Origin of the sequence: Paenibacillus sp. FSL R5-192, assembly GCF_000517845.1 — a bacterium.
Classification (GTDB): Bacteria; Bacillota; Bacilli; order Paenibacillales; family Paenibacillaceae; genus Paenibacillus; species Paenibacillus amylolyticus.
Map to the genome: position 1 here is coordinate 122,949 of NZ_ASPR01000003.1, position 18,323 is coordinate 141,271.

17 protein-coding genes are annotated in these 18,323 nt (G+C 46.2%); 2 read left to right on the top strand and 15 right to left on the bottom strand.

All coding sequences use genetic code 11. The annotated features are described in order from the left end of the window. Window positions 1-3: 3 nt before the first annotated feature. The 9 genes from C161_RS02375 to C161_RS02415 form a co-directional block, all read right to left on the bottom strand. Window positions 4-987: an ABC transporter permease gene (locus C161_RS02375; RefSeq protein ID WP_036606891.1), complete on the bottom strand. Its 984-nt coding sequence runs from the start codon at window positions 985-987 to the stop codon at window positions 4-6. A 278-nt stretch (window positions 988-1,265) separates the two neighbouring features. Then, entirely contained in the window at window positions 1,266-4,175 is a 2,910-nt protein-coding gene (locus tag C161_RS02380; RefSeq protein ID WP_036668066.1) for a glycoside hydrolase family 2 protein, read from the bottom strand. A 175-nt stretch (window positions 4,176-4,350) separates the two neighbouring features. Beyond that, entirely contained in the window at window positions 4,351-5,949 is a 1,599-nt protein-coding gene (locus tag C161_RS02385) for a response regulator transcription factor (RefSeq protein ID WP_036668068.1), read from the bottom strand. Further along, on the bottom strand, window positions 5,942-7,732 hold the full coding sequence (locus C161_RS02390; protein WP_036668069.1) for a sensor histidine kinase: 1,791 nt from the start codon (window positions 7,730-7,732) through the stop codon (window positions 5,942-5,944). Before C161_RS02390 ends, C161_RS02385 begins: the two co-directional genes overlap by 8 nt. Before the next feature lie 328 nt (window positions 7,733-8,060). Beyond that, on the bottom strand, window positions 8,061-8,483 hold the full coding sequence (locus C161_RS02395; RefSeq protein WP_017692209.1) for an OsmC family protein: 423 nt from the start codon (window positions 8,481-8,483) through the stop codon (window positions 8,061-8,063). Window positions 8,484-8,583: 100 nt separating this feature from the next. After that, entirely contained in the window at window positions 8,584-9,330 is a 747-nt protein-coding gene (locus tag C161_RS02400) for an amino acid ABC transporter ATP-binding protein (protein ID WP_036668070.1), read from the bottom strand. Between the two features lie 16 nt (window positions 9,331-9,346). Next, a complete protein-coding gene (locus tag C161_RS02405) occupies window positions 9,347-9,991 on the bottom strand; it encodes an amino acid ABC transporter permease (protein ID WP_017692207.1) in 645 nt (214 codons plus the stop codon). 32 nt (window positions 9,992-10,023) lie between these two features. Continuing rightward, the gene (locus C161_RS02410; protein WP_036668071.1) at window positions 10,024-10,875 is read right to left on the bottom strand and encodes a substrate-binding periplasmic protein; all 852 of its coding nucleotides are present in this window, start codon (window positions 10,873-10,875) and stop codon (window positions 10,024-10,026) included. 114 nt (window positions 10,876-10,989) lie between these two features. Further along, on the bottom strand, window positions 10,990-11,622 hold the full coding sequence (locus C161_RS02415; protein ID WP_036668073.1) for a TetR/AcrR family transcriptional regulator: 633 nt from the start codon (window positions 11,620-11,622) through the stop codon (window positions 10,990-10,992). A 214-nt stretch (window positions 11,623-11,836) separates the two neighbouring features. Between C161_RS02415 and bacA the strand changes: the two genes are divergently transcribed. Further along, window positions 11,837-12,646: an undecaprenyl-diphosphate phosphatase gene (gene bacA / locus C161_RS02420; RefSeq protein ID WP_017692204.1), complete on the top strand. Its 810-nt coding sequence runs from the start codon at window positions 11,837-11,839 to the stop codon at window positions 12,644-12,646. A gap of 281 nt (window positions 12,647-12,927) precedes the next feature. On the opposite strand, the gene C161_RS02425 is transcribed toward bacA, so the two are convergent. The 6 genes from C161_RS02425 to C161_RS02445 all read right to left on the bottom strand — a co-directional run bounded on the left by C161_RS02425 (window position 12,928) and on the right by C161_RS02445 (window position 16,608). Beyond that, entirely contained in the window at window positions 12,928-13,110 is a 183-nt protein-coding gene (locus C161_RS02425; protein WP_036606873.1) for a hypothetical protein, read from the bottom strand. Window positions 13,111-13,332: 222 nt separating this feature from the next. After that, a complete protein-coding gene (locus C161_RS02430; protein WP_017692202.1) occupies window positions 13,333-13,659 on the bottom strand; it encodes a thioredoxin family protein in 327 nt (108 codons plus the stop codon). A gap of 85 nt (window positions 13,660-13,744) precedes the next feature. Then, a complete protein-coding gene (locus C161_RS02435) occupies window positions 13,745-14,653 on the bottom strand; it encodes an aldo/keto reductase (protein WP_036668075.1) in 909 nt (302 codons plus the stop codon). A 180-nt stretch (window positions 14,654-14,833) separates the two neighbouring features. After that, entirely contained in the window at window positions 14,834-15,004 is a 171-nt protein-coding gene (locus tag C161_RS32710) for a hypothetical protein (RefSeq protein ID WP_200869387.1), read from the bottom strand. Window positions 15,005-15,219: 215 nt separating this feature from the next. Beyond that, window positions 15,220-15,963, bottom strand: a complete 744-nt coding sequence (gene gpmA / locus C161_RS02440) for a 2,3-diphosphoglycerate-dependent phosphoglycerate mutase (protein WP_036668077.1) — start codon at window positions 15,961-15,963, stop codon at window positions 15,220-15,222. Window positions 15,964-16,035: 72 nt separating this feature from the next. Beyond that, complete coding sequence (locus tag C161_RS02445; RefSeq protein WP_074096493.1) at window positions 16,036-16,608, bottom strand: DUF420 domain-containing protein; 573 nt, start codon at window positions 16,606-16,608, stop codon at window positions 16,036-16,038. 375 nt (window positions 16,609-16,983) lie between these two features. Here C161_RS02445 and C161_RS02450 point away from each other — a divergent pair, with 375 nt between their 5' ends. Then, window positions 16,984-18,174: a cation:proton antiporter gene (locus tag C161_RS02450; RefSeq protein WP_036668078.1), complete on the top strand. Its 1,191-nt coding sequence runs from the start codon at window positions 16,984-16,986 to the stop codon at window positions 18,172-18,174. Window positions 18,175-18,323: the final 149 nt, after the last annotated feature.

The following is an 18,323-nucleotide window of genomic DNA, read 5'->3' on the forward strand; positions in this document are numbered from 1 at the left end:
TCCCTACATGATGCTTTCTTTTGTGAATTTTTTGAACAAGCCGTTCGCAGTAAACAAAAGGATGATACTGACAACGGAGTTGAATATACCTATGGCTGTACCATACGAGAATCGTCCCATATTCAAACCATAATTGAGCGCGTATAGATCAAGTACTTCCGAGTAGTCTGTGACCAGACTGTTGCCAAGCAAGAACTGCTTCTCGAAACCGATACTGATCAGATGTCCAATCGACATGATGAAAAGTACAGAAATCGTGGTCCGTATGCCAGGCAGCGTAATATGCCACATCTGTCTCCAGCGGTTGGCTCCATCTACACGGGAAGCTTCATACAACTCATTGTCGATACCTGTAATCGCCGCCAGATAGATGATGGCATTCCAACCGGTTTCCTTCCACATATCTGAAGCGGTTACAATGTACCAGAACAAGTTCCCCTTGGCCATGAATTGGATCGGCTGATCGATAATGTTCAGTCCTACCAATAGATCATTGATAATCCCTCCATCGGTGGAGAGCATCTTCGTAATGATCCCGGCTACAACAACCCAGGATACAAAGTGAGGCAGATATGATACCGTTTGCACGGCACGTTTGAAGAACATGCCTCTCATTTCATTCAGGAGAATAGCGAAGAATATCGGTACTATAAAACCGACAACCAGTCCCATCAAACTCATTGCAAGCGTATTTCGAAGTACCAGATAGAAACGATCATCACTGAACAGTTCTACAAAGTGTTTAAAACCAACCCACTCTTGATCACCAAACGATCTGGCAGGTTTATAATTTTGGAAAGCCATCGTCCATCCCCATAGTGGCAGATAGTTAAATACGAAAACCCAAGCTACGAATGGCAATGACATGAGATAGAGATATTTCTGCTGTTTCATTCTGTCCCAAATTCCGTTCCGCCGATTCTTTAAAGGCGGTTTGGGGTCACTGCTTCTGTTCGCGGAAGCGGATTTTTTTGTTAGCGTTTCCATCTCCGTTCCCCCTCCTCTGTTTTATAAAATAATCATACTCGATAGAGCGTTTTCAAAATACCATCTGGATTTTAGAGAAAATCATATAAAAATTAGATATAGACATATATAATCAGACATTAATTCGTTAAAATCAGTGATAAATTCTACTTTCAAATGATACAAAAGTAATATTAAGGTAAAATACTATTGAAAGTGGTAAATATCGAAAACGTTTTATAGTAATCGTTTACTTCAATTACATGGCATACAAAAAGGACCCTTTCGGGTCCCTCTGGTTACAATGTAAACTGAATGGTTTGCAGTTTAACGATGCCGAGTAGTTGCGCTACAGATATGGAGGTTGCTGGACGGAATTGATCTCCATTCAGATACGCAAGTATCTCCTGAAATAAGTAGGCGGCTTCTGGACGCTTCATTACAGCCAGATTGGCAAACGGAAGTGAGGATACCAAAATCTTGCCCTTCCCTACTTTTGCCTCAAAGGCATAAGCGAGTCGTTTGGCCCGATGGAAATGGTCCACCACTTCGATCAGCGGCTTCACCCCCTGCAACGTATCCAAACATATCGCTGGTGTACCGTTCACCAAGTGATACCAATGCCAGTCCGAAGCCCCATCATGCGGGAAGGAGCCTAGTAGTGCTAGCCGATCTCTCAGATACATGCCCATCGTTGCACCAGGCTGCGTAGCAAACATCAGGTAATTCCAGAATACAGGCAGATACTTGGTCTCCACTGAATCATATAACCCTTCTGCGGTTGGCTGTAGCCAAACACTTCCCCCGTTGACCACATAATCAACGACATTGGGTGTTAACGACTGAACGATAACCAAGTCAATCTCCCGATTTTTCAACAACTGGAATCCATCGATGCGATCTACGCAATCATCATGCGCTTCACCCAATAATGGCTTCAACTCTGCCACGGTATTCCAGAACCGATTCGAATCCGGATGAGACTCGTAAAAAGGAAACGACCAGCCATGCCATACATTCGCTACAGTTCTTTCCGAATCGCCTGATATCAGCTCCGCCTCGATCCGAAAAGCTGCTGCCCCTTCATGAGGAGCGGTAGCGACGATGCTTCCCAGTGACATGACAGACCCACATTGGATATCTCCGGTCTTCCATTCCCCTTCAGTAAGTATCAGATCATCGCTTATTAACCTCCACTGAATAACGGCGTCCTCAAGCGGCTCCTTACCGTAGTGAGAGAGACGTACATCGACATGAATGGGTTCTCCGGCGTAAAATGTACGCTCTTTGCAGCTTAACAACAGCACCACATCAGCGTTGAAACACATGAATTCTTCTGGTGTTGTAATGCCTTTGTCGTCCCAAAATACATCCAGAATGCCCGTCGTAGCATGTCCCTGTCCTGGAAAATCGCGAATGTCCAGAAGTTGTACGCCCGCAGCGTCTGGTGTTCGCCGAATCCGCTCCATGGCTTCTTTTAAGGAACGTACCAGATGGGTACCACTGACCTGTTGAAAATGCTCCAAGTCCTCGATCATGCCTTTGTTTGTTAACGATTCTTCGATCGGTCGTAACCAGCTAGGACGCAATACGCCAGTATACTTCGCTCGCTCTTGGGGCCGCACATACATGGTGTACTGTGCATGTTCGTGCCCAATGACGGGATGCTCCGCGAGCCGAGTGACTGCATGATAGTCCAGCGTGGTATCCGGCACAGCAGAATATGCGGATTCCAACGGGGGATGCCAGTTCAACGACTGAATATAATAATCACCTTCCCGCCCTTGCGCCGGAAGCTGTCCAAAACCTGTATTGTCCGTATATAACCGGGTCGGGTCCATATCCTTTGCCCTTGAGACCAATGCATTGAGTTCAGGGTGGCCATTCGGACCAATGAGTTCATTCCCCATGGAGAACATGACGAATGAAGGATGTCTATGCAGCGACTGAAGCAACCCGTCCAGTTCTTGTGTCAGATAGGACAATACTTCAGCTGGCGCAGACTGATCCGACTGCTCAAAGAAACGAGACCAATGGGGAAGTTCTGCCTGCACCAGCATGCCTGCTTCATCAGCAGCATCCCAGAAAGGCTCCGGCGCGCTCCACCCATGTAGTCGGACATGATTGAAGCCATACGATCTGGCGATTCGAAATTGCTGAAGATAATGCTCCTTGTCCCAGACGGGATAACCCGTCAGTGGAAAGATACAGCAATCGACGTATCCACGCAAATATACTGGTGTCCCATTCAACTCAAGCTGCTTCCCGTTTGTTGCAAAGGAGCGTACACCAAATGATTGCTCCAGCCGATCCAGTTCCCGTTCACCGTCATGCAGACGGATCACTGCCTTGTATAATTCAGGGGATTCATCTGACCATCTTGCGACAGACTTTCCTGTCCCAAGTTCCAATCGCCACTGATCTATTAAAGCGTTGCTTTCATTTACACCTACTGAGCTTATATCCACATGCGCTGGAACACTCATATCCACATGACAACTATATCGATCAAGCCATGTGCCGTCCGGTTGCTGGATATCCACATGTAATTGCATCGATCTAGCGGAATCATCTGCGGGAGCGCTTACAGTACAATCAACCAGAATGGTTCCGTTCTCAGCATCTGGTTGAATACGTAACGTCTGTAATCGGCATGGGGGCAGACTGTCCAGATAAACACCACCCGTGATTCCACCCCAGGCTGTGGCCGTATGCAATGAATGAATATGGCTACCCGCCAGCGGAAGTTTCATCGTATTATCCACGCGCATCTCTACACGATTCACTTCTCCCTGCTTCACCAGAGAGGTAACATCCCACTTCTGTTGATTCACAAGACTATCCTGCTGCCCGGCATACTGTCCATTGATCCAGAGATGCGTTGTCCATCGGACACCTTCCAATCTGAATACATAGTGGCATCCGGGATCGTCTGATGGAACATGAACATCCTGAGCATACCAGGCTGAGCCTTCATACTCGCGTACCTTGGTCCAGGTATCGAGCCTTTCGTATTCAGGCTCATCTCCGTATCCTTGCTCTTCCCATGAACCGGGAATCTGAATGGTCTCCCATGATGTATTTTTACACTGTGAAGGCGGTAATAACTCTTGTTCAACGAGTGTATCGGACTCCAGATCCAAACAAAACTGCCATGTTCCATTTAAGTTCAATGTATGACGTACAGCGCCTATATCAGACAAATTCATATCGTATAGCCATCCCTTCATCTGGATTCTTGTAAATCCAGTCTAAAATGTGAAGCATTCCGTGACCATTGCTTATCATGGGAAGTGCATGGACAATATGATGAATCTGGAAATTTCTCAGGAATATCGAAAACGTTTTACACAATAGGTAGGGGCAAAGCCCAGCACTCCGTACTTATTCCTCGTTTATATCCGTAGCCGTTCCTTTAATTGGTGATTGGGTTCTGGCCTGTTTGTAAGCGGAAGGGGATTCCCCTACATATTTCTTGAACTTACCGTGGAAGTAGTCCACATTTGCATACCCCACTCTCGCTGCAACCTGATGGACCTTCAGTCCTTCGTCCAGCAATTCCTTGGCCTTTTCCATACGAACCTTGTCCAGAAATGCATTGAAATACTCTCCAGTATGATTCTTGAACAACTTACCCAGGTAACTGCTGTTATAGTTAAACACTTCAGCAAGTACCTCAAGCTTGAGATTTTCGCCAGGGTTACGCTGAATAAATTCAATCATCTGTTTCAATACAGTATCCTTGCTTCCCCCACCCATACGTTGAATAAGTCGATTCAAATGTTCCGATGCTATAACTTTGAGATCAGACATCGTAAATTGATGATAGACTTCATTAATCAGAACCGAATGTTCCTGCATAATGGAGTGCATATGTTGATTCGTCGCTGCAAGCTTGTTGAACGCTAGAGAGAACACCTGTGAGAAGGCCGTTTTGATCGCTTGCTCTGTTCGGTGATATGGAACCAGGCGCTCTTCCATCTCACCCAGCACCCGCATAACGGACTCACTACTGCGGATGTCTAACGCATAATACAGCTTGTCCGCGAGTTCGTCCTCAACTGGCTCATGTGCTCCGTCCACAGCTTCAACTTCTGGTTTAACAACGCTTTGGCCTTCGCTGCCTTCAGTCCACAGAATGATGCGTTGCTCCGTGAACAAGAAGCGTTCCCCGAGTAAACGATTTGCCTGCGTGTATGACCGCGCAATTTCAGAAGTGGAATGTACGGGTTCTCCTGCAGCACCATACATGTGAACTTCCCATTCTCCCAGCAGTCCTTCCAGCTCATCATACAGATTTCTTGCAGATGACTCGGATGTGATTATTTCCTTACTTAACAGCCCCAGACCGGAATGGAACGAGAATACAATGCCTCGGTCTTTATGGTCAAATGCTTCAATCAGTTTGCGTTTCATAACACTTCCCCGTTGCAGATCGGGGGTTACATGCATCTCAAGCAGCACAATCTGATAGTGAGGCCAGTGCAGCCCCAGGCTATCTTCTTCCGTGCTACCCGCACCCTCCAGACTGTCAAAGAGCAAAGCCTCGATCTGATGCTCCCTAAAGACGGTATCTTCACCAGCATGACGTGCCATTGTCTCCCGTTCACGGGTCAGGATTGTAGCAATACGCTCCAGTTCACCAATAATCTCTTCTTCATCCACCGGTTTGAGCAGATAACCATCCACACCAAAACTGATGGCTTTTTTGGCATAATCAAAATCTGCGTAACCACTTAATATCAAAAAGTGCGAATCCGGATGATTCCGGCGCACTTCTTCAATCACATCCAGCCCGGTCATACCGGGCATGCGAATATCAATAATCGTCAGATCAGGCTCCAATTCCTCAAACCGGGAGATGGCCTCACGCCCGCTGGCAGCTGTAGCGATAACCTGGAATCCGTATTTTTCCCACTCGATAATGGTTGTCAGTCCCTCACGTATGCTCGGTTCGTCATCCACCAAAAACACTTTATACATGTTGGTCCCCTCCTGCTGGCAAAGTGAAAGAAACCTCTGTTCCTTCCCCATATACACTCGTAATCTGTAACCCATATGGCTCCCCGTACGTCAAGGTTAAGCGTTGATGTACATTACGCATGCCGATCCGACTCTTCTCCTGTTCCTCCGGTCCACAGATAAACTGCATCACCTCAGCCAGTCGTTCTGGCGTTATGCCTGCACCATTGTCATCCACACGGATCTGCAAAATGTTCTCTACTAAACGAATACTTATATGAACACGGACTGTGCCCTCTTTGTTCTCCAGACCATGGACAATCGCATTCTCAACCAAAGGTTGAATAATTAGAGGCGGAATGTACATCTTCTCCACCTCAGGATCGATATGGATCTGGAATGCAAGGCGGTCGCCGTAACGAAATTTCTGAATTTCCAAATAGGAACGTACCATTTCAAGTTCAGCCCGGAAGGTTGTTTTTCCACTGCCAATCTCCAGACTCTTGCGCATTAGCTTGCCCAACAGCCTGACGATGTTGGCAATCTCTGCTTCTCCCTTGATATGCGCTTTCATCCGAATGGACTCCAGTGCATTAAACAAGAAATGAGGATTGATCTGGCTCGCCATCATTTTCAATTTAATCTCTTTTTGGGCGATTTCCAATTGATTGTTCTGTTCGGTCGCTTCTACCACCTGCGTCATGAGTTCATTGATACTTTTCACCATATAGTTGAACTGTCGTGACAGTTGCCCAATCTCATCGTTTCCATCAATCCGTGAAGTCACGTTCAGGTCTCCTAATGCCAGCTTGTTGAGGTGTTTACTCAGCCGGAGCAATCGATTCGAAGTGAGGAACGAGATGATATATACGAATAATAGGGCGATAACCAGCACAAGGATAATGAAAATCATGCCGATCAAGCTGACGGTGTTAGCGTCTTTGACGATATTTTTGGTGGCAAAAACCGAAATCACCTTCAGGCTGTTCATACTCGATCCAGGGCCCAACTCATCAATAACAATATTAGATGGTTCCCCTCGGAAATCCCCCTCTATGGTGCCTTTCGCCTGATTCTGCAGATCAACGCCAAAATCAAGCTCATCCAGCGTTTTACCCACCAGCTCGGTATTCTTGGCCGCAACCACATACCCCTGCTCGTCCGTAATCATCGTCTCAAACTGTTCCTGACGCAACAATCCATTCAGCTCATCCTGATTGATCACAATCATCAACACGCCCTCGGTCCGATACTCGGCAAAAGGTACTTTGCGCACCAGGCTGAGCTTGTGTACAGGATTATCTTCCTTGTCCGGAATGTAGAACCACCCGATGCTGGTTGTTTTCAGTGCCTGTTGGTACCAGTAGCTCTCTTCCGTCTGCTTGTCTACCGGGATGAATTCGAGGTTGTTGATCAATGTTGGGTTAGTCGAGTAAAAACGAATGCCGGCTATCTCACGGTACAAACGCCTGTACTCCTGAAAGTCTTTGTATGCAAGATACGCTGAGGTTAACTCCACAACGCTCTTGTACCGTTTATTTACGATCTCCTTAAGATCCGCATTAAACATTAAAAGATTGGATATATCGGTTGGTACACGAAGCATGGTTGCCGTCTGGCTCTTGATCTTGTCCACATTGATGATCGTCTGTCCTATCGCATTGTCCAGGGCTTGCTGGCGAAAATAACTGGTCACAGCAAGACCAACAATCAGGACCGGAATCATGACAACCAGTACATAGGAAATGAGCAATTTATGCTTTAATTTGAGATTATTAGTGGTTCGTATCAACCTTTTCAACATGTCTGCACCTTCCGTCATCTGTATAAGCGCTTACATACAAACAGCAGGATCAGGATGTTCTGTCCTCAGAATTAATCATACCACATAACCGCCAGAATTCGGATTGTCATTGCAATGGGTAATATATTGCCAGGCTACAAGCTAGGCTACCTCTAGTAGAAGAGGCCGCCATTAACATGGCGACCGGGCTTACCGAATTATTTTCTACTGACAGAAGTTTAGTGACTCCTAGATGGGCGAAATCCCTGTTGAAGTGTTGGAAAAGCCAAAAAAGGCACTCCCACGATTGGAAGTGCCTTCTCAGTATCAGAGATTTACTCATATGTTATTAAGGACGAGGTGTACTTACCCCATTGAGGATCAGTTTAGGATGAATATCGGCGTTCAGCGAAGCGGAGACTGCACAATATTTTTCTTCAGCCATCTGGATGGCTTTCCAGATGCGATAATCCGGGATATCGCCATCGACTTTGAAGATCAGATCAATGGATGTGAACCCTTTAGGCATCTCTTCACTGCGTGTACCTTGCGCTTCAATCTCAATTGACTCAATTTTGTCCAGAAAAGCGTCCAGAATCATCGTAATATCGATTCCCATACAGCCCCCGAGACCCGCCAGTAACAATTCCATCGGGGTAGCTCCCTTGCTGTCACCACCATAAGCAGCAGTGGCATCCATGCCAACGGCGTAGCCAGAGGGTCCTTCGGAAGTAAACGCGCGTTTGCCTTTCCATACGGTTGTTACATTCATGATGTTATCCTTCTTTCTCACAATAGTTTAAGTTCAAGCGAAAAAGGTTTGCACTTGCCACTCCGATGACAGAATAACCTTCCGATCGCTGTTATCTTCATCAAAATTCAGTAATTTGTTGCAAGAAACGACGGGTGCGCTCTTGCTTTGGCTGTTCAAAGAACGCCTGTGGACTTGCTTCTTCCACAATTGACCCGTCCGCCATAAAGACGATTTTGTTCGCCACATTACGGGCAAACTTCAATTCATGTGTCACAACCAGCATCGTCATGCCTTCCTCTGCCAGTTCCTTCATGACGGAAAGCACTTCTCCGACCAATTCAGGATCAAGAGCTGAAGTTGGCTCATCAAACAGCATCACTTCCGGCTCCATCGCGAGTGCACGCGCAATGGCGACCCGCTGCTGTTGTCCACCGGACAATCGGGATGGATACGCATCCTGCTTGTCCGACAAGCCGACCCGATCCAGAAGAATCCGGCCGCGTTCAGCCGCCTCGTCCCTTTTGATTTTTTTCACCGTAACAAGACCTTCTATCACATTACCCAGCACTGTCTTGTGCGGATACAGATTGAATTGCTGGAATACCATGCCGGTCTGGCGACGAATCTCCAGTACCCGTGCACGCTGGACTCGCAGCGGATCTGCGCTGTTGACCACAATGCCGTTGACTTCGATCTGTCCTCCGGACAGCTCTTCCAGCCCATTCAGACAGCGCAGCAAGGTACTTTTGCCTGAACCACTCGGTCCGAGCAATACAACAATATCTTTGGCATCGACATGAAGATCGATGTTCGTAAGTACTTCATTTTTCTGAAAACGTTTGGTAAGTCCAGTTGTTGTAATCATCGGTTCTCTCCTCCCATCAGTAAGCCCGGGCCAACCGGCGCTCCACTTGTTCCAGAATGGCCGAGAAGCCGATACTCATAATCCAGTAGATCACACCGATAGCCAGATAAAAAGGCATGTTCAATGCATATTGTGATACCAGCAGTTGTGCTGAACGCAACAACTCGGTAACACCAATCGCCGCCACAAGTGAAGTTTCCTTCAACATGCCAATAAAGGTGTTCCCCATCGGCGGAATCGCAATGCGCACAGCCTGCGGGAAGATAATCCGTCTCATCGCTTGAGCCGGGGTCATTCCCGTTGCATATGCAGCTTCAGTCTGTCCTTTAGGCACAGCCTGAATGGCTCCACGGAACGTCTCCGATAGAAACGCACCTGCATTCAGACTCAGTCCCAGACACGCTGCGGTGAGCGATCCCAAGGTCACTCCATAATCGACCAATCCGTAATAAATAACGAATAATTGCACCAGCAGCGGGGTTCCCCGCATGATGGATACATAAAACCTTGCGATCAACCTAAGCCACATCGGTCCCTTCAGACGAGCAATCGCAACAAGGACTCCGATGATGAACGCAAAAAACATGGAGATCACTGTTACATACAGCGTATAATAAGCCCCCTTCAGAAAGAAGGGGATATTCTCAAATACCAGTTCCATGGGTCAAATCTTCCCTTCGCCTTGCAGGTTCATTATTGCGCAGGCTCTTCACCAAACCATTTTTTGAAAATGGTATTGTACGTGCCATCATCTTTGATGCCTTTGAGAGCATCATTCAGTGCTGCTACGAGTTCCGGATTGTCTTTGCGAACAGCAATACCTGCCTGGTCACTCTTAATAGCTTCACCTACAGCTTTGATATTCAATCCGTTGGCATCCACAATCGGTTTCAGAGCGTACATATTGTTGATTGTTGCATCAATCCGCCCAGCATTCAGATCTTTGAGTGAAGAGATGACATCGTCATAGGTTTTGATCGTGAAGTCTCCCACTTTTGGCAACACTTCATTACGCAGATATGATTCATCATTTGTACCCAGACCTACGCCAATCGTTTTCCCTTTGAAATCTTCCAGCTTGGTAATATCGTTATTGTCTTCTTTTACAATAATTTTAACTTGGTTCGTAATATACGGATCACTGAAATCCAGTACTTTCTTACGATCATCGGTAATCGTCATTTGGCTGATAATGGCATCAAGCTTCTTCGCTTGCAGACTTGGTGTCAGACCGGAGAACTCTTGGGATACAAATTCAACCTCTACACCCAGACGCTTCGCAACTTCACGTGCGATATCGGCATCGTAGCCGTCCATTTCTTTCTTATCGTTCAGGAAGTTGTACGGTGCGTATGTGCCCATCATGCCCACTTTGATAACGCCAGCCGACTTGATCTGCTCCAGTTCATTGCTTGCCTGTGCACCATTTGTGCTTCCATTGTCTGTTGCTTTACTTCCACAAGCACTAAGTACCAGCACCGTCATCAGCAGAATTGCTGTCAAAGACCAGCCTTTACGAGTTTTCGATCCATATGTGTTGTTCATTACGTTAACTTCCTCTCAGTCGTGTATTAATCTGGATGTACATTGGTTTACTTTATTGTGACTAAACCGCAGTTGTACCCATTATTCCCTGCTATTTGTTTAATCATGTGAATCTTATGTGCCTAGCAGTCCGTAAAACTCAAAGCTTGCTGCCTCAGCTGCCAGCGATGAAGCTGTCATGGCTGAGAACTTGCTGTGCAACTCATCGGAACCGAACAACCAGCGTGATATCATGCCTTCAATCATGCTTACCAATAGCGCTGCTCGAAGTGGAACATTCATGCCCTTAGGCAACATGCCGAGTTCGATGGCACGTTCCATATTGTGACGAAACGCAGTTTCCACAGCATTACGTGTCTCCTCGACCAGGCGTTGTACGGATTCTTCCGTCACAATGCCCTTGAGTAACAGTTCCATAAAATAACGATTCTGCGCGGCAAACATGAACAGGTCAGTGAACAGCCTTTCCGATGCTTTCACCATATCTTCTACCGATCCGGCATCCTTGCGGTACCCTTGTCCAATCGACTCAAGTAACTCCTCCTTGCCCGTTAAGACAATCTCTGAAGCAATGGCTTCTTTACTCTTGAAGTGCCAGTAGAATGTCCCTTGCGCCACACCAGCCTCGCGGACGATATCGGAAATTTTCGTCTGATGGTAGCCTTGGGTTGCAAAACGCTCCATCGCTATGCGTATTATTTGGTCCCGGCGTTCTTCACCGGGTTCCAAACCGTTAATTTTGGTCATTCATGTAACCCTCCCGATTGATCAGTCAGTCAGTTAAGTTATATCCTATGGGATAACTAGGTTTTTGTCAATATAGTTTTAAACAAATGGTTACAAGCATAAGTTGAAGTTGAGTGCATTTGTGATCATAATAGGTGATAGCCTTGTTCAAATGAACAGGCATGGTCAAGCAGGACAGCCTGTGCTGTCACCTGCATTTCAAGGAGGAAGAGAATTGGACATTATATCATCCATTATTATGGGCATCATCGAAGGTTTGACTGAGTTTTTGCCCGTGTCCTCTACTGGACACATGATTCTGACTGCCCACTTGCTGGGTTTATCGGAGGACAACGAGTCAGTCAAAACGTTTGAGGTGGTTGTTCAACTCGGAGCTGTACTTGCTGTTGTTGTACTGTACTGGAACAAATTCATTGATATGTTCCGCTTCACCGGAGGGAGCAGACCTTACTCCCGCCGCCTCAATCTGGGACATATCTTCCTGGCGATGGTTCCTGCCGTAGTCATCGGACTTGTATTCCGCGACTGGATCAAAGCACATTTGTTTGGTCCGGAAACAGTGCTGTACAGCCTCGTTATAGGTGGTATATTGATGATCGTAGCCGAACGTTGGAGCCGGAAGAGTGGGCGGATTACTACCCATGATGTCGATGATATTTCCTACAAACAGGCATTCGCGGTGGGTATATTTCAGATCTTGGCGTTGTGGCCAGGTTTCTCCCGTTCCGGGTCAACGATCTCAGGTGGTCTCTTTGCAGGGGTAAGCCGTGTAGCCGCTGCGGAGTTCACATTCCTCGTGTCTGTGCCAATTATGATTGGTGCTACGGGATATGACCTGTACAAAAGTATCGATCACCTGAACGGCAGTGATTTCCCAATCTTTGCGATTGGATTCATCGCTGCTTTCATCGTCGCCATGCTTGCGATCAAGACGTTCCTCTCCATTTTGAAAAAATTGAGCCTGACCGTCTTTGCTGTATATCGCTTTGTCTTGGCAGCCGTGTTCTTTATTATTTTGATGTAATCATTACAATTCAAGTAATTAGACAGGCAAAATCAATGGCGGCCTCACGTTCCCTTGGGAAGCGAGGCCGCCATATTTTATATTGCTATACTTCCGTTACTTCATGTTTCTGTTGCTTCACAATTCTGTTGCTGCTTCAGAGACAGCAATACCCGTAATTAGAAGAAGTCTGATTCTTCATTACTTCCTTCTTTGCTGGGTTGGTTCACTTGTGATGCCGACTAGGTTTACTATGTATCATGGACAACCATATTTATGTTCACTTCTGAAAAGCAGCCTGTCTAATACCACTCTTTTACTTGAAAGTTCCGGTGTTTCTTTCGACTCTTCAATCTCTCACGCAGATTATATCTATTCTCCTTTTGTTCCTGCAGCAATTGCTTCACCCCGATCATCAACAATCGGTATCTTCGGTCATCATTGTGACTTAATTGGTGCATTTCTTCAAAAATTTCATTCTTCATACGGATCTTGTTCACTCCAAATATTCAGTTTGTTCTCACAGTATACATGGGAGCACTGAACAAATTCTAAACAAGCGTTGTTTCTCAACTTCAGTTATTCAAATGCACATTTGAATGCACTTCAAGCGTGCTGGAATGAAACAGAAAAACCCCTTCCTGTCGCAGGACAAGAAGAGGTCTCCTTAGCTAAATTAATTAGACAAACTGCTGAGTCTCGTACGCTTAAACTTTGGATTCAAGCGTCTCCAGATACTCGGAGATTTGAGCAGGTGTTTTAGCCCATTTGCTATGCAGATGTGCGATTTTCTTGCCGTTCTGGAAGACGAGCAGGCTTGGAATGCCGCGTACACCATTCTCTTCGGCAAACGGCTGGAACTTTTCTGCATCCAGGGCATAGAAGGTTTTGTCCGTATGTTGGTCGATAACATCCCCGATAAAACGATCCAGGTTTTTGCAATCCGGACACCAGGTTGTATCAAATTTAATGACGGTAAAACCATCAGAGTTAATTGTATCCAAATATTGCTGTTCACTTTGAATTCTTTCCATATGTCTTCTCTCCCTTATATGTTCCTTTTTTGGCTGATCTTCATTGTACCTCGTATAGTTACAATTGAAAATAGGCTTAATGGAGTTAACGATGCTGCTTGTACAGATTAGCGGGACTGAGTTCTCGTATTTCCTGAATTTCCGCAGGGGTGAGTTCAGGCGAATTCGAAGCAGCAATATTATGCAACAACTGTTCTCTTGAACTGGCACCAGGGACAACAGCTGCTACGGCAGGATGGGATAACGCGTAGCGAATAGCCGTCTGAGCCATACTGCGTTGGTCTGTAACAAGACGACTTAGCCCTTGCCGAATGGTATATAGTTGCTCTGGCGTATAGTCCAGATAACCTTTGTCTGCCTTGGCAGATCCGGAATCGGCAAGCACACCGCTAGCTACTGGTCCACGGGCAATTACGCTGATCCCCTTTTGTTCCAATAAAGGCAGCACTTCTTCTTCCGCTCTGCGGTCAGCAATGCTGTACTGGTTCATCACACTGACGATGGCTGCCCTCTTTACATACTCCCGAATCACATTGGGACGAATGGAGGAAATTCCGTAATATCGGATAAGTCCTTCCTTCTTCAGTTCCTCAAACGCTTCGATCGTCTCTTCGATGGGGTCGTCCAAGGTCCCGCCATGTAGCTGATACAGATCGATGTAATCGGTCTGCAGACGCTTCAGACTTTCATGTACAGCCTGCTTAATATAGGCTTTGGACGGGTCCCATGACCAGCCCTCTTTGCCAGGCAGACGACGATTACCTACTTTGGTCGCCACAATGACTTGGTCCCGACGCCCTTTAATAGCTTGTCCTACAATCTCTTCATTACGCCCTTCGTCATACAGATCGGCTGTATCCAACAGATTGACCCCATGATCCAGAGCCTCATGAACCAGCCCCACAGCGTGCTCCATTTCAGTTCCAAGTGACATACATCCCAGCCCAATCTCAGACACCATCAGTTCGGATGTACCCAGACGATTTTTCTTCATATGTTCATCTCCCTCCATACGTTCTGCAAGTATCCATTGTATCATTCTTGCTGGCAAAAATCGCATGCCTCACCGAAACAAAAGGTAGTTTTCAACTGCACAAAAAAACCTGGAACGACTTCATCTCCAGGTTTCTCGTGATCATCATTTAAATTCAATCGATAAACGAACTATCGCAATCTATTTCACTTCCACACGTGGTCTGGTTTTACTTGTTCCATTGGACGAATTGGGGTTTTTCATCATACCCGAGACAGTGCTAAACAGCTTATCTCTTGCTTGTTTGTTCCTCATCAGATAAGTCACACCTGCGCCGATAGCCGTCATGATAATTCCTCTTCTTTTAGACATGTGCTTCTCCTCCTTCAGGATAAATGTACATCGTGTCTTGTTTGACAATTACCCTGTGGGAGCAAAACGAAACGAAGTACAGGCTTGATCGCAGAAAAAAAGATGACCTCCGAATTCAATTCAGCGGTCATCTTTCAATCGTCCTGTTGAAACATCAACCCAACGAGATAAATCATACAAGCTTTCGTACAATCAAGACATACGTCCATGTCCAATTAATCAGATGGCGTTGCCACATGGGTCATTTCTTCATGTTTGTAGGTCGAACCATCGGCGGTCAGATAAAAGTGTCCGATGGGATGCAGATCTTCATCCAATTCGTAGACAAGCGGAATGCCCGTTGGGATATTGAGCGCCATCACGTCTGCTTCGGACAATTGGTCCAGATGCATGACGAGTGAACGGAGCGTGTTCCCATGCGCAGAGATCAGCACTCTTTTGCCAGCAGACACCATCGGTTTAATCTCCGCATTCCAGTACTCCAGTACACGCTTCGAGGTATCCATCAGGTTCTCCGTAAACGGGACGGTGCATCCGAGTCGCTTGTACTTGTCCAGATCCTGCACATATCGGTCATCGGTTTCGTCCAGTGCCGGGGGAGATACGTTCACGGATCGTCTCCATTCCTTTACTTGTTCTTCCCCATACTTCAGAGCAGTCTGCTGTTTATTCAGTCCTTGCAGCGCACCATAATGGCGTTCATTCAGCTTCCAAGTCTTCGTAATGGGAATCCACATGAGGTCCATTTCATCCAGCGCAATATCGAGTGTTCGGATAGAACGTTTCAGCACGGATGCATAGGCGCAATCAAAATCAAATCCCTGTTCCTTCATGATCTTCCCTGCTTTACGTGCTTCTGCGTAACCATCCGTTGTCAGATCCACATCAGTCCATCCGGTAAAACGATTCTCTACATTCCACATGCTCTGTCCATGGCGAATCAAAACAACTCTGTACATAAACGTGAACCCTCCTTCCATGGAAACATACCAGCAAGTCAAACTAATTAGCACAGTGAAACGTTCATCACATTAATAATATGGTGCCATCATCAAGTATACTACGACACCTGTAGAACTGACGTACAGCCAGATTGGCATCGTCCAACGTGCAATTTTGCGGTGTTTCTTCAATTGATTCGTCCAACCCCACACAAGTGTGAACAACGCCAATGGAACAATCAGGGCTGCCAGTATACTATGGGTAATCAGAATGAAGAAATAGATCGAACGAATGATGCCCTCGCCGCCGTATTTGGACGTCTCTGGTGAGAGATAATGAAACGTCAGATAGGTCACGAGGAATAACAGTGTCGTTGAGAATGCAGCAAGAATAAATCGTTTGTGCAGCTTCACATTCCGCTTGATAATCGCAATAAGTGCTGCGAGCAGGAAGATGAAGGTAAAGCTGTTAAACACGGCATTAAACCGCGGCAACACCGTAATATCAAAGGTTACATCACCTTTGTAACCAATCGACGGTGCGAAGAACAATAATAAAATAATGACATTAGCGAGAATGGAAATCGTGATAATGATGCCTGCGAAATTTTTATTACTCGTCGGGGACTGAATGTTCGGCTCCCCTTTGTTATTTTTGCCCAATGCAAAATCCTCCTCATATCCTAACTTCTATGTTCTATATCATTATATCTCGCCAATTCCGGGCTGTTAAGTGACAACACTCTGAACAAAAACCGCTTCACTCCCCTATAAAATGCCCCTTTGCGGCTATTTTCACTCAAATCCAATCCGGCTCCCATTTACCGAATCCTTCATTTGTGGTATAATTAACGCAATTAATCACATACGCGTTGAAACTGGAGGAGCCTGTCACCAAGGGCCCCTCTTTGTCTTTTTCAGGCACAGAACGGCACTCTGCTAATGCCGTTCTGTGCCTTTTTGTCTGTTTGAAGCGGAGGATGGATCGCCCTTGGGTTGGTTAACCTATAGACGCTACTACTGGAGGGAAGAACACCTATGGAATTTATTTTGGTTCTTGCACTTATTTTAATCTTTACCAAACTCGCTGGTGATCTATCCGTAAGATTGGGTCAGCCATCCGTTTTGGGGAAACTGATTGTCGGTGTCATCCTCGGACCTGCGCTGCTCGGTTGGGTGGAGAAGACGGATTTCGTTCATTATATGGCCGAGATCGGGGTACTGTTGTTGATGTTCATCGCCGGATTGGAAACGGATCTGGAGCAGTTGAAGAAAAACTGGAAGGCGGCCTTTGCCGTAGCGGTCGGCGGTGTTATTTTACCTTTTATCGGAGGATACGGTTCGGCCATAGCATTTGGTATGTCGCAGACACACGCGCTTTTCTTCGGACTACTGTTCTGTGCAACGTCAGTGAGTATCTCAGTGCAAACGTTGAAGGATATGAATCAACTGAGTTCACGGGAGGGTACCACCATTCTGGGTGCAGCCGTTGTGGATGATGTGCTCGTTGTGGTTCTGCTCGCCGTGATGATGAGCTTGCTCGGCACAGGTGCAGGGGATGTCTCTATTGGATTGTTGATTGGTAAGAAACTTCTGTTCTTTGTCATCATCTTTGCAGCAGGCTGGTGGCTTGTGCCACGGGTCATGAAATGGATGGCCCCACTGCGGGTCACGGAAACCGTGATTACGACAGGACTCATTATCTGTTTCCTCTTCTCATATTTTGCAGAGTGGATGGGTGTTGCTGGAATCATAGGTGCATTTGCCGCTGGTATCGCCATCTCCCAAACCAAATTCAAACATGAGGTTGAAACTAAAATCGAGCCGATTGCTTACGGAATATTTGTCCCAGTTTTCTTTGTCAGTATCGGCTTAAATGTCACTTTTGATGGTGTCGGTTCACAAATCTGGTTTATTGTCGTTATCAGTCTTATCGCCATTGTTACCAAACTTATCGGTGGTGGAGCTGGTGCACGACTGACCGGATTTAATATGTCATCTTCATTAGCCATTGGCTCAGGAATGATTTCAAGAGGTGAGGTTGCACTCATTATCGCTTCAACCGGACTTGCCTCCGGATTACTTGATCCAGAATACTTTACCAGCGTTGTGATCATGGTTATTGTTACTACACTGGTTACTCCGCCACTCCTCAAAATCACCTTTGCACGCAAAAAAGGGGAAAAGCAAGTCGAAAGAGGAATTGAAGATTCTCATTTAAGTGGCTAACTGTTTGAAAGGTATTGAAATCATTCTGTATTTAAAGCACGCCGCTTTGTTCCATTCTCTCCTTCTATCTCGAAGGTTGGATATGGTCAGAGCGGCTTTTTGTATTTTCACAAAGTTATCCGTCCGGAGCCGTTACTCATTCAAGTTCG

What these genes read in the sequence shown, in the direction of transcription:
- C161_RS02375 (WP_036606891.1), bottom strand. Translation starts at nt 987, where the DNA reads ATGGAAACGCTAACAAAAAAATCCGCTTCCGCGAACAGAAGCAGTGAC.
- C161_RS02450 (WP_036668078.1), top strand. Translation starts at nt 16,984, where the DNA reads ATGGAATTTATTTTGGTTCTTGCACTTATTTTAATCTTTACCAAACTC.
- C161_RS02405 (WP_017692207.1), bottom strand. Translation starts at nt 9,991, where the DNA reads ATGGAACTGGTATTTGAGAATATCCCCTTCTTTCTGAAGGGGGCTTAT.
- C161_RS02425 (WP_036606873.1), bottom strand. Translation starts at nt 13,110, where the DNA reads ATGAAGAATGAAATTTTTGAAGAAATGCACCAATTAAGTCACAATGAT.
- C161_RS02410 (WP_036668071.1), bottom strand. Translation starts at nt 10,875, where the DNA reads ATGAACAACACATATGGATCGAAAACTCGTAAAGGCTGGTCTTTGACA.
- C161_RS02385 (WP_036668068.1), bottom strand. Translation starts at nt 5,949, where the DNA reads ATGTATAAAGTGTTTTTGGTGGATGACGAACCGAGCATACGTGAGGGA.
- C161_RS02415 (WP_036668073.1), bottom strand. Translation starts at nt 11,622, where the DNA reads ATGACCAAAATTAACGGTTTGGAACCCGGTGAAGAACGCCGGGACCAA.
- C161_RS32710 (WP_200869387.1), bottom strand. Translation starts at nt 15,004, where the DNA reads ATGTCTAAAAGAAGAGGAATTATCATGACGGCTATCGGCGCAGGTGTG.
- C161_RS02400 (WP_036668070.1), bottom strand. Translation starts at nt 9,330, where the DNA reads ATGATTACAACAACTGGACTTACCAAACGTTTTCAGAAAAATGAAGTA.
- C161_RS02435 (WP_036668075.1), bottom strand. Translation starts at nt 14,653, where the DNA reads ATGAAGAAAAATCGTCTGGGTACATCCGAACTGATGGTGTCTGAGATT.
- C161_RS02380 (WP_036668066.1), bottom strand. Translation starts at nt 4,175, where the DNA reads ATGAATTTGTCTGATATAGGCGCTGTACGTCATACATTGAACTTAAAT.
- C161_RS02430 (WP_017692202.1), bottom strand. Translation starts at nt 13,659, where the DNA reads ATGGAAAGAATTCAAAGTGAACAGCAATATTTGGATACAATTAACTCT.
- C161_RS02395 (WP_017692209.1), bottom strand. Translation starts at nt 8,483, where the DNA reads ATGAATGTAACAACCGTATGGAAAGGCAAACGCGCGTTTACTTCCGAA.
- gpmA (WP_036668077.1), bottom strand. Translation starts at nt 15,963, where the DNA reads ATGTACAGAGTTGTTTTGATTCGCCATGGACAGAGCATGTGGAATGTA.
- C161_RS02390 (WP_036668069.1), bottom strand. Translation starts at nt 7,732, where the DNA reads ATGTTGAAAAGGTTGATACGAACCACTAATAATCTCAAATTAAAGCAT.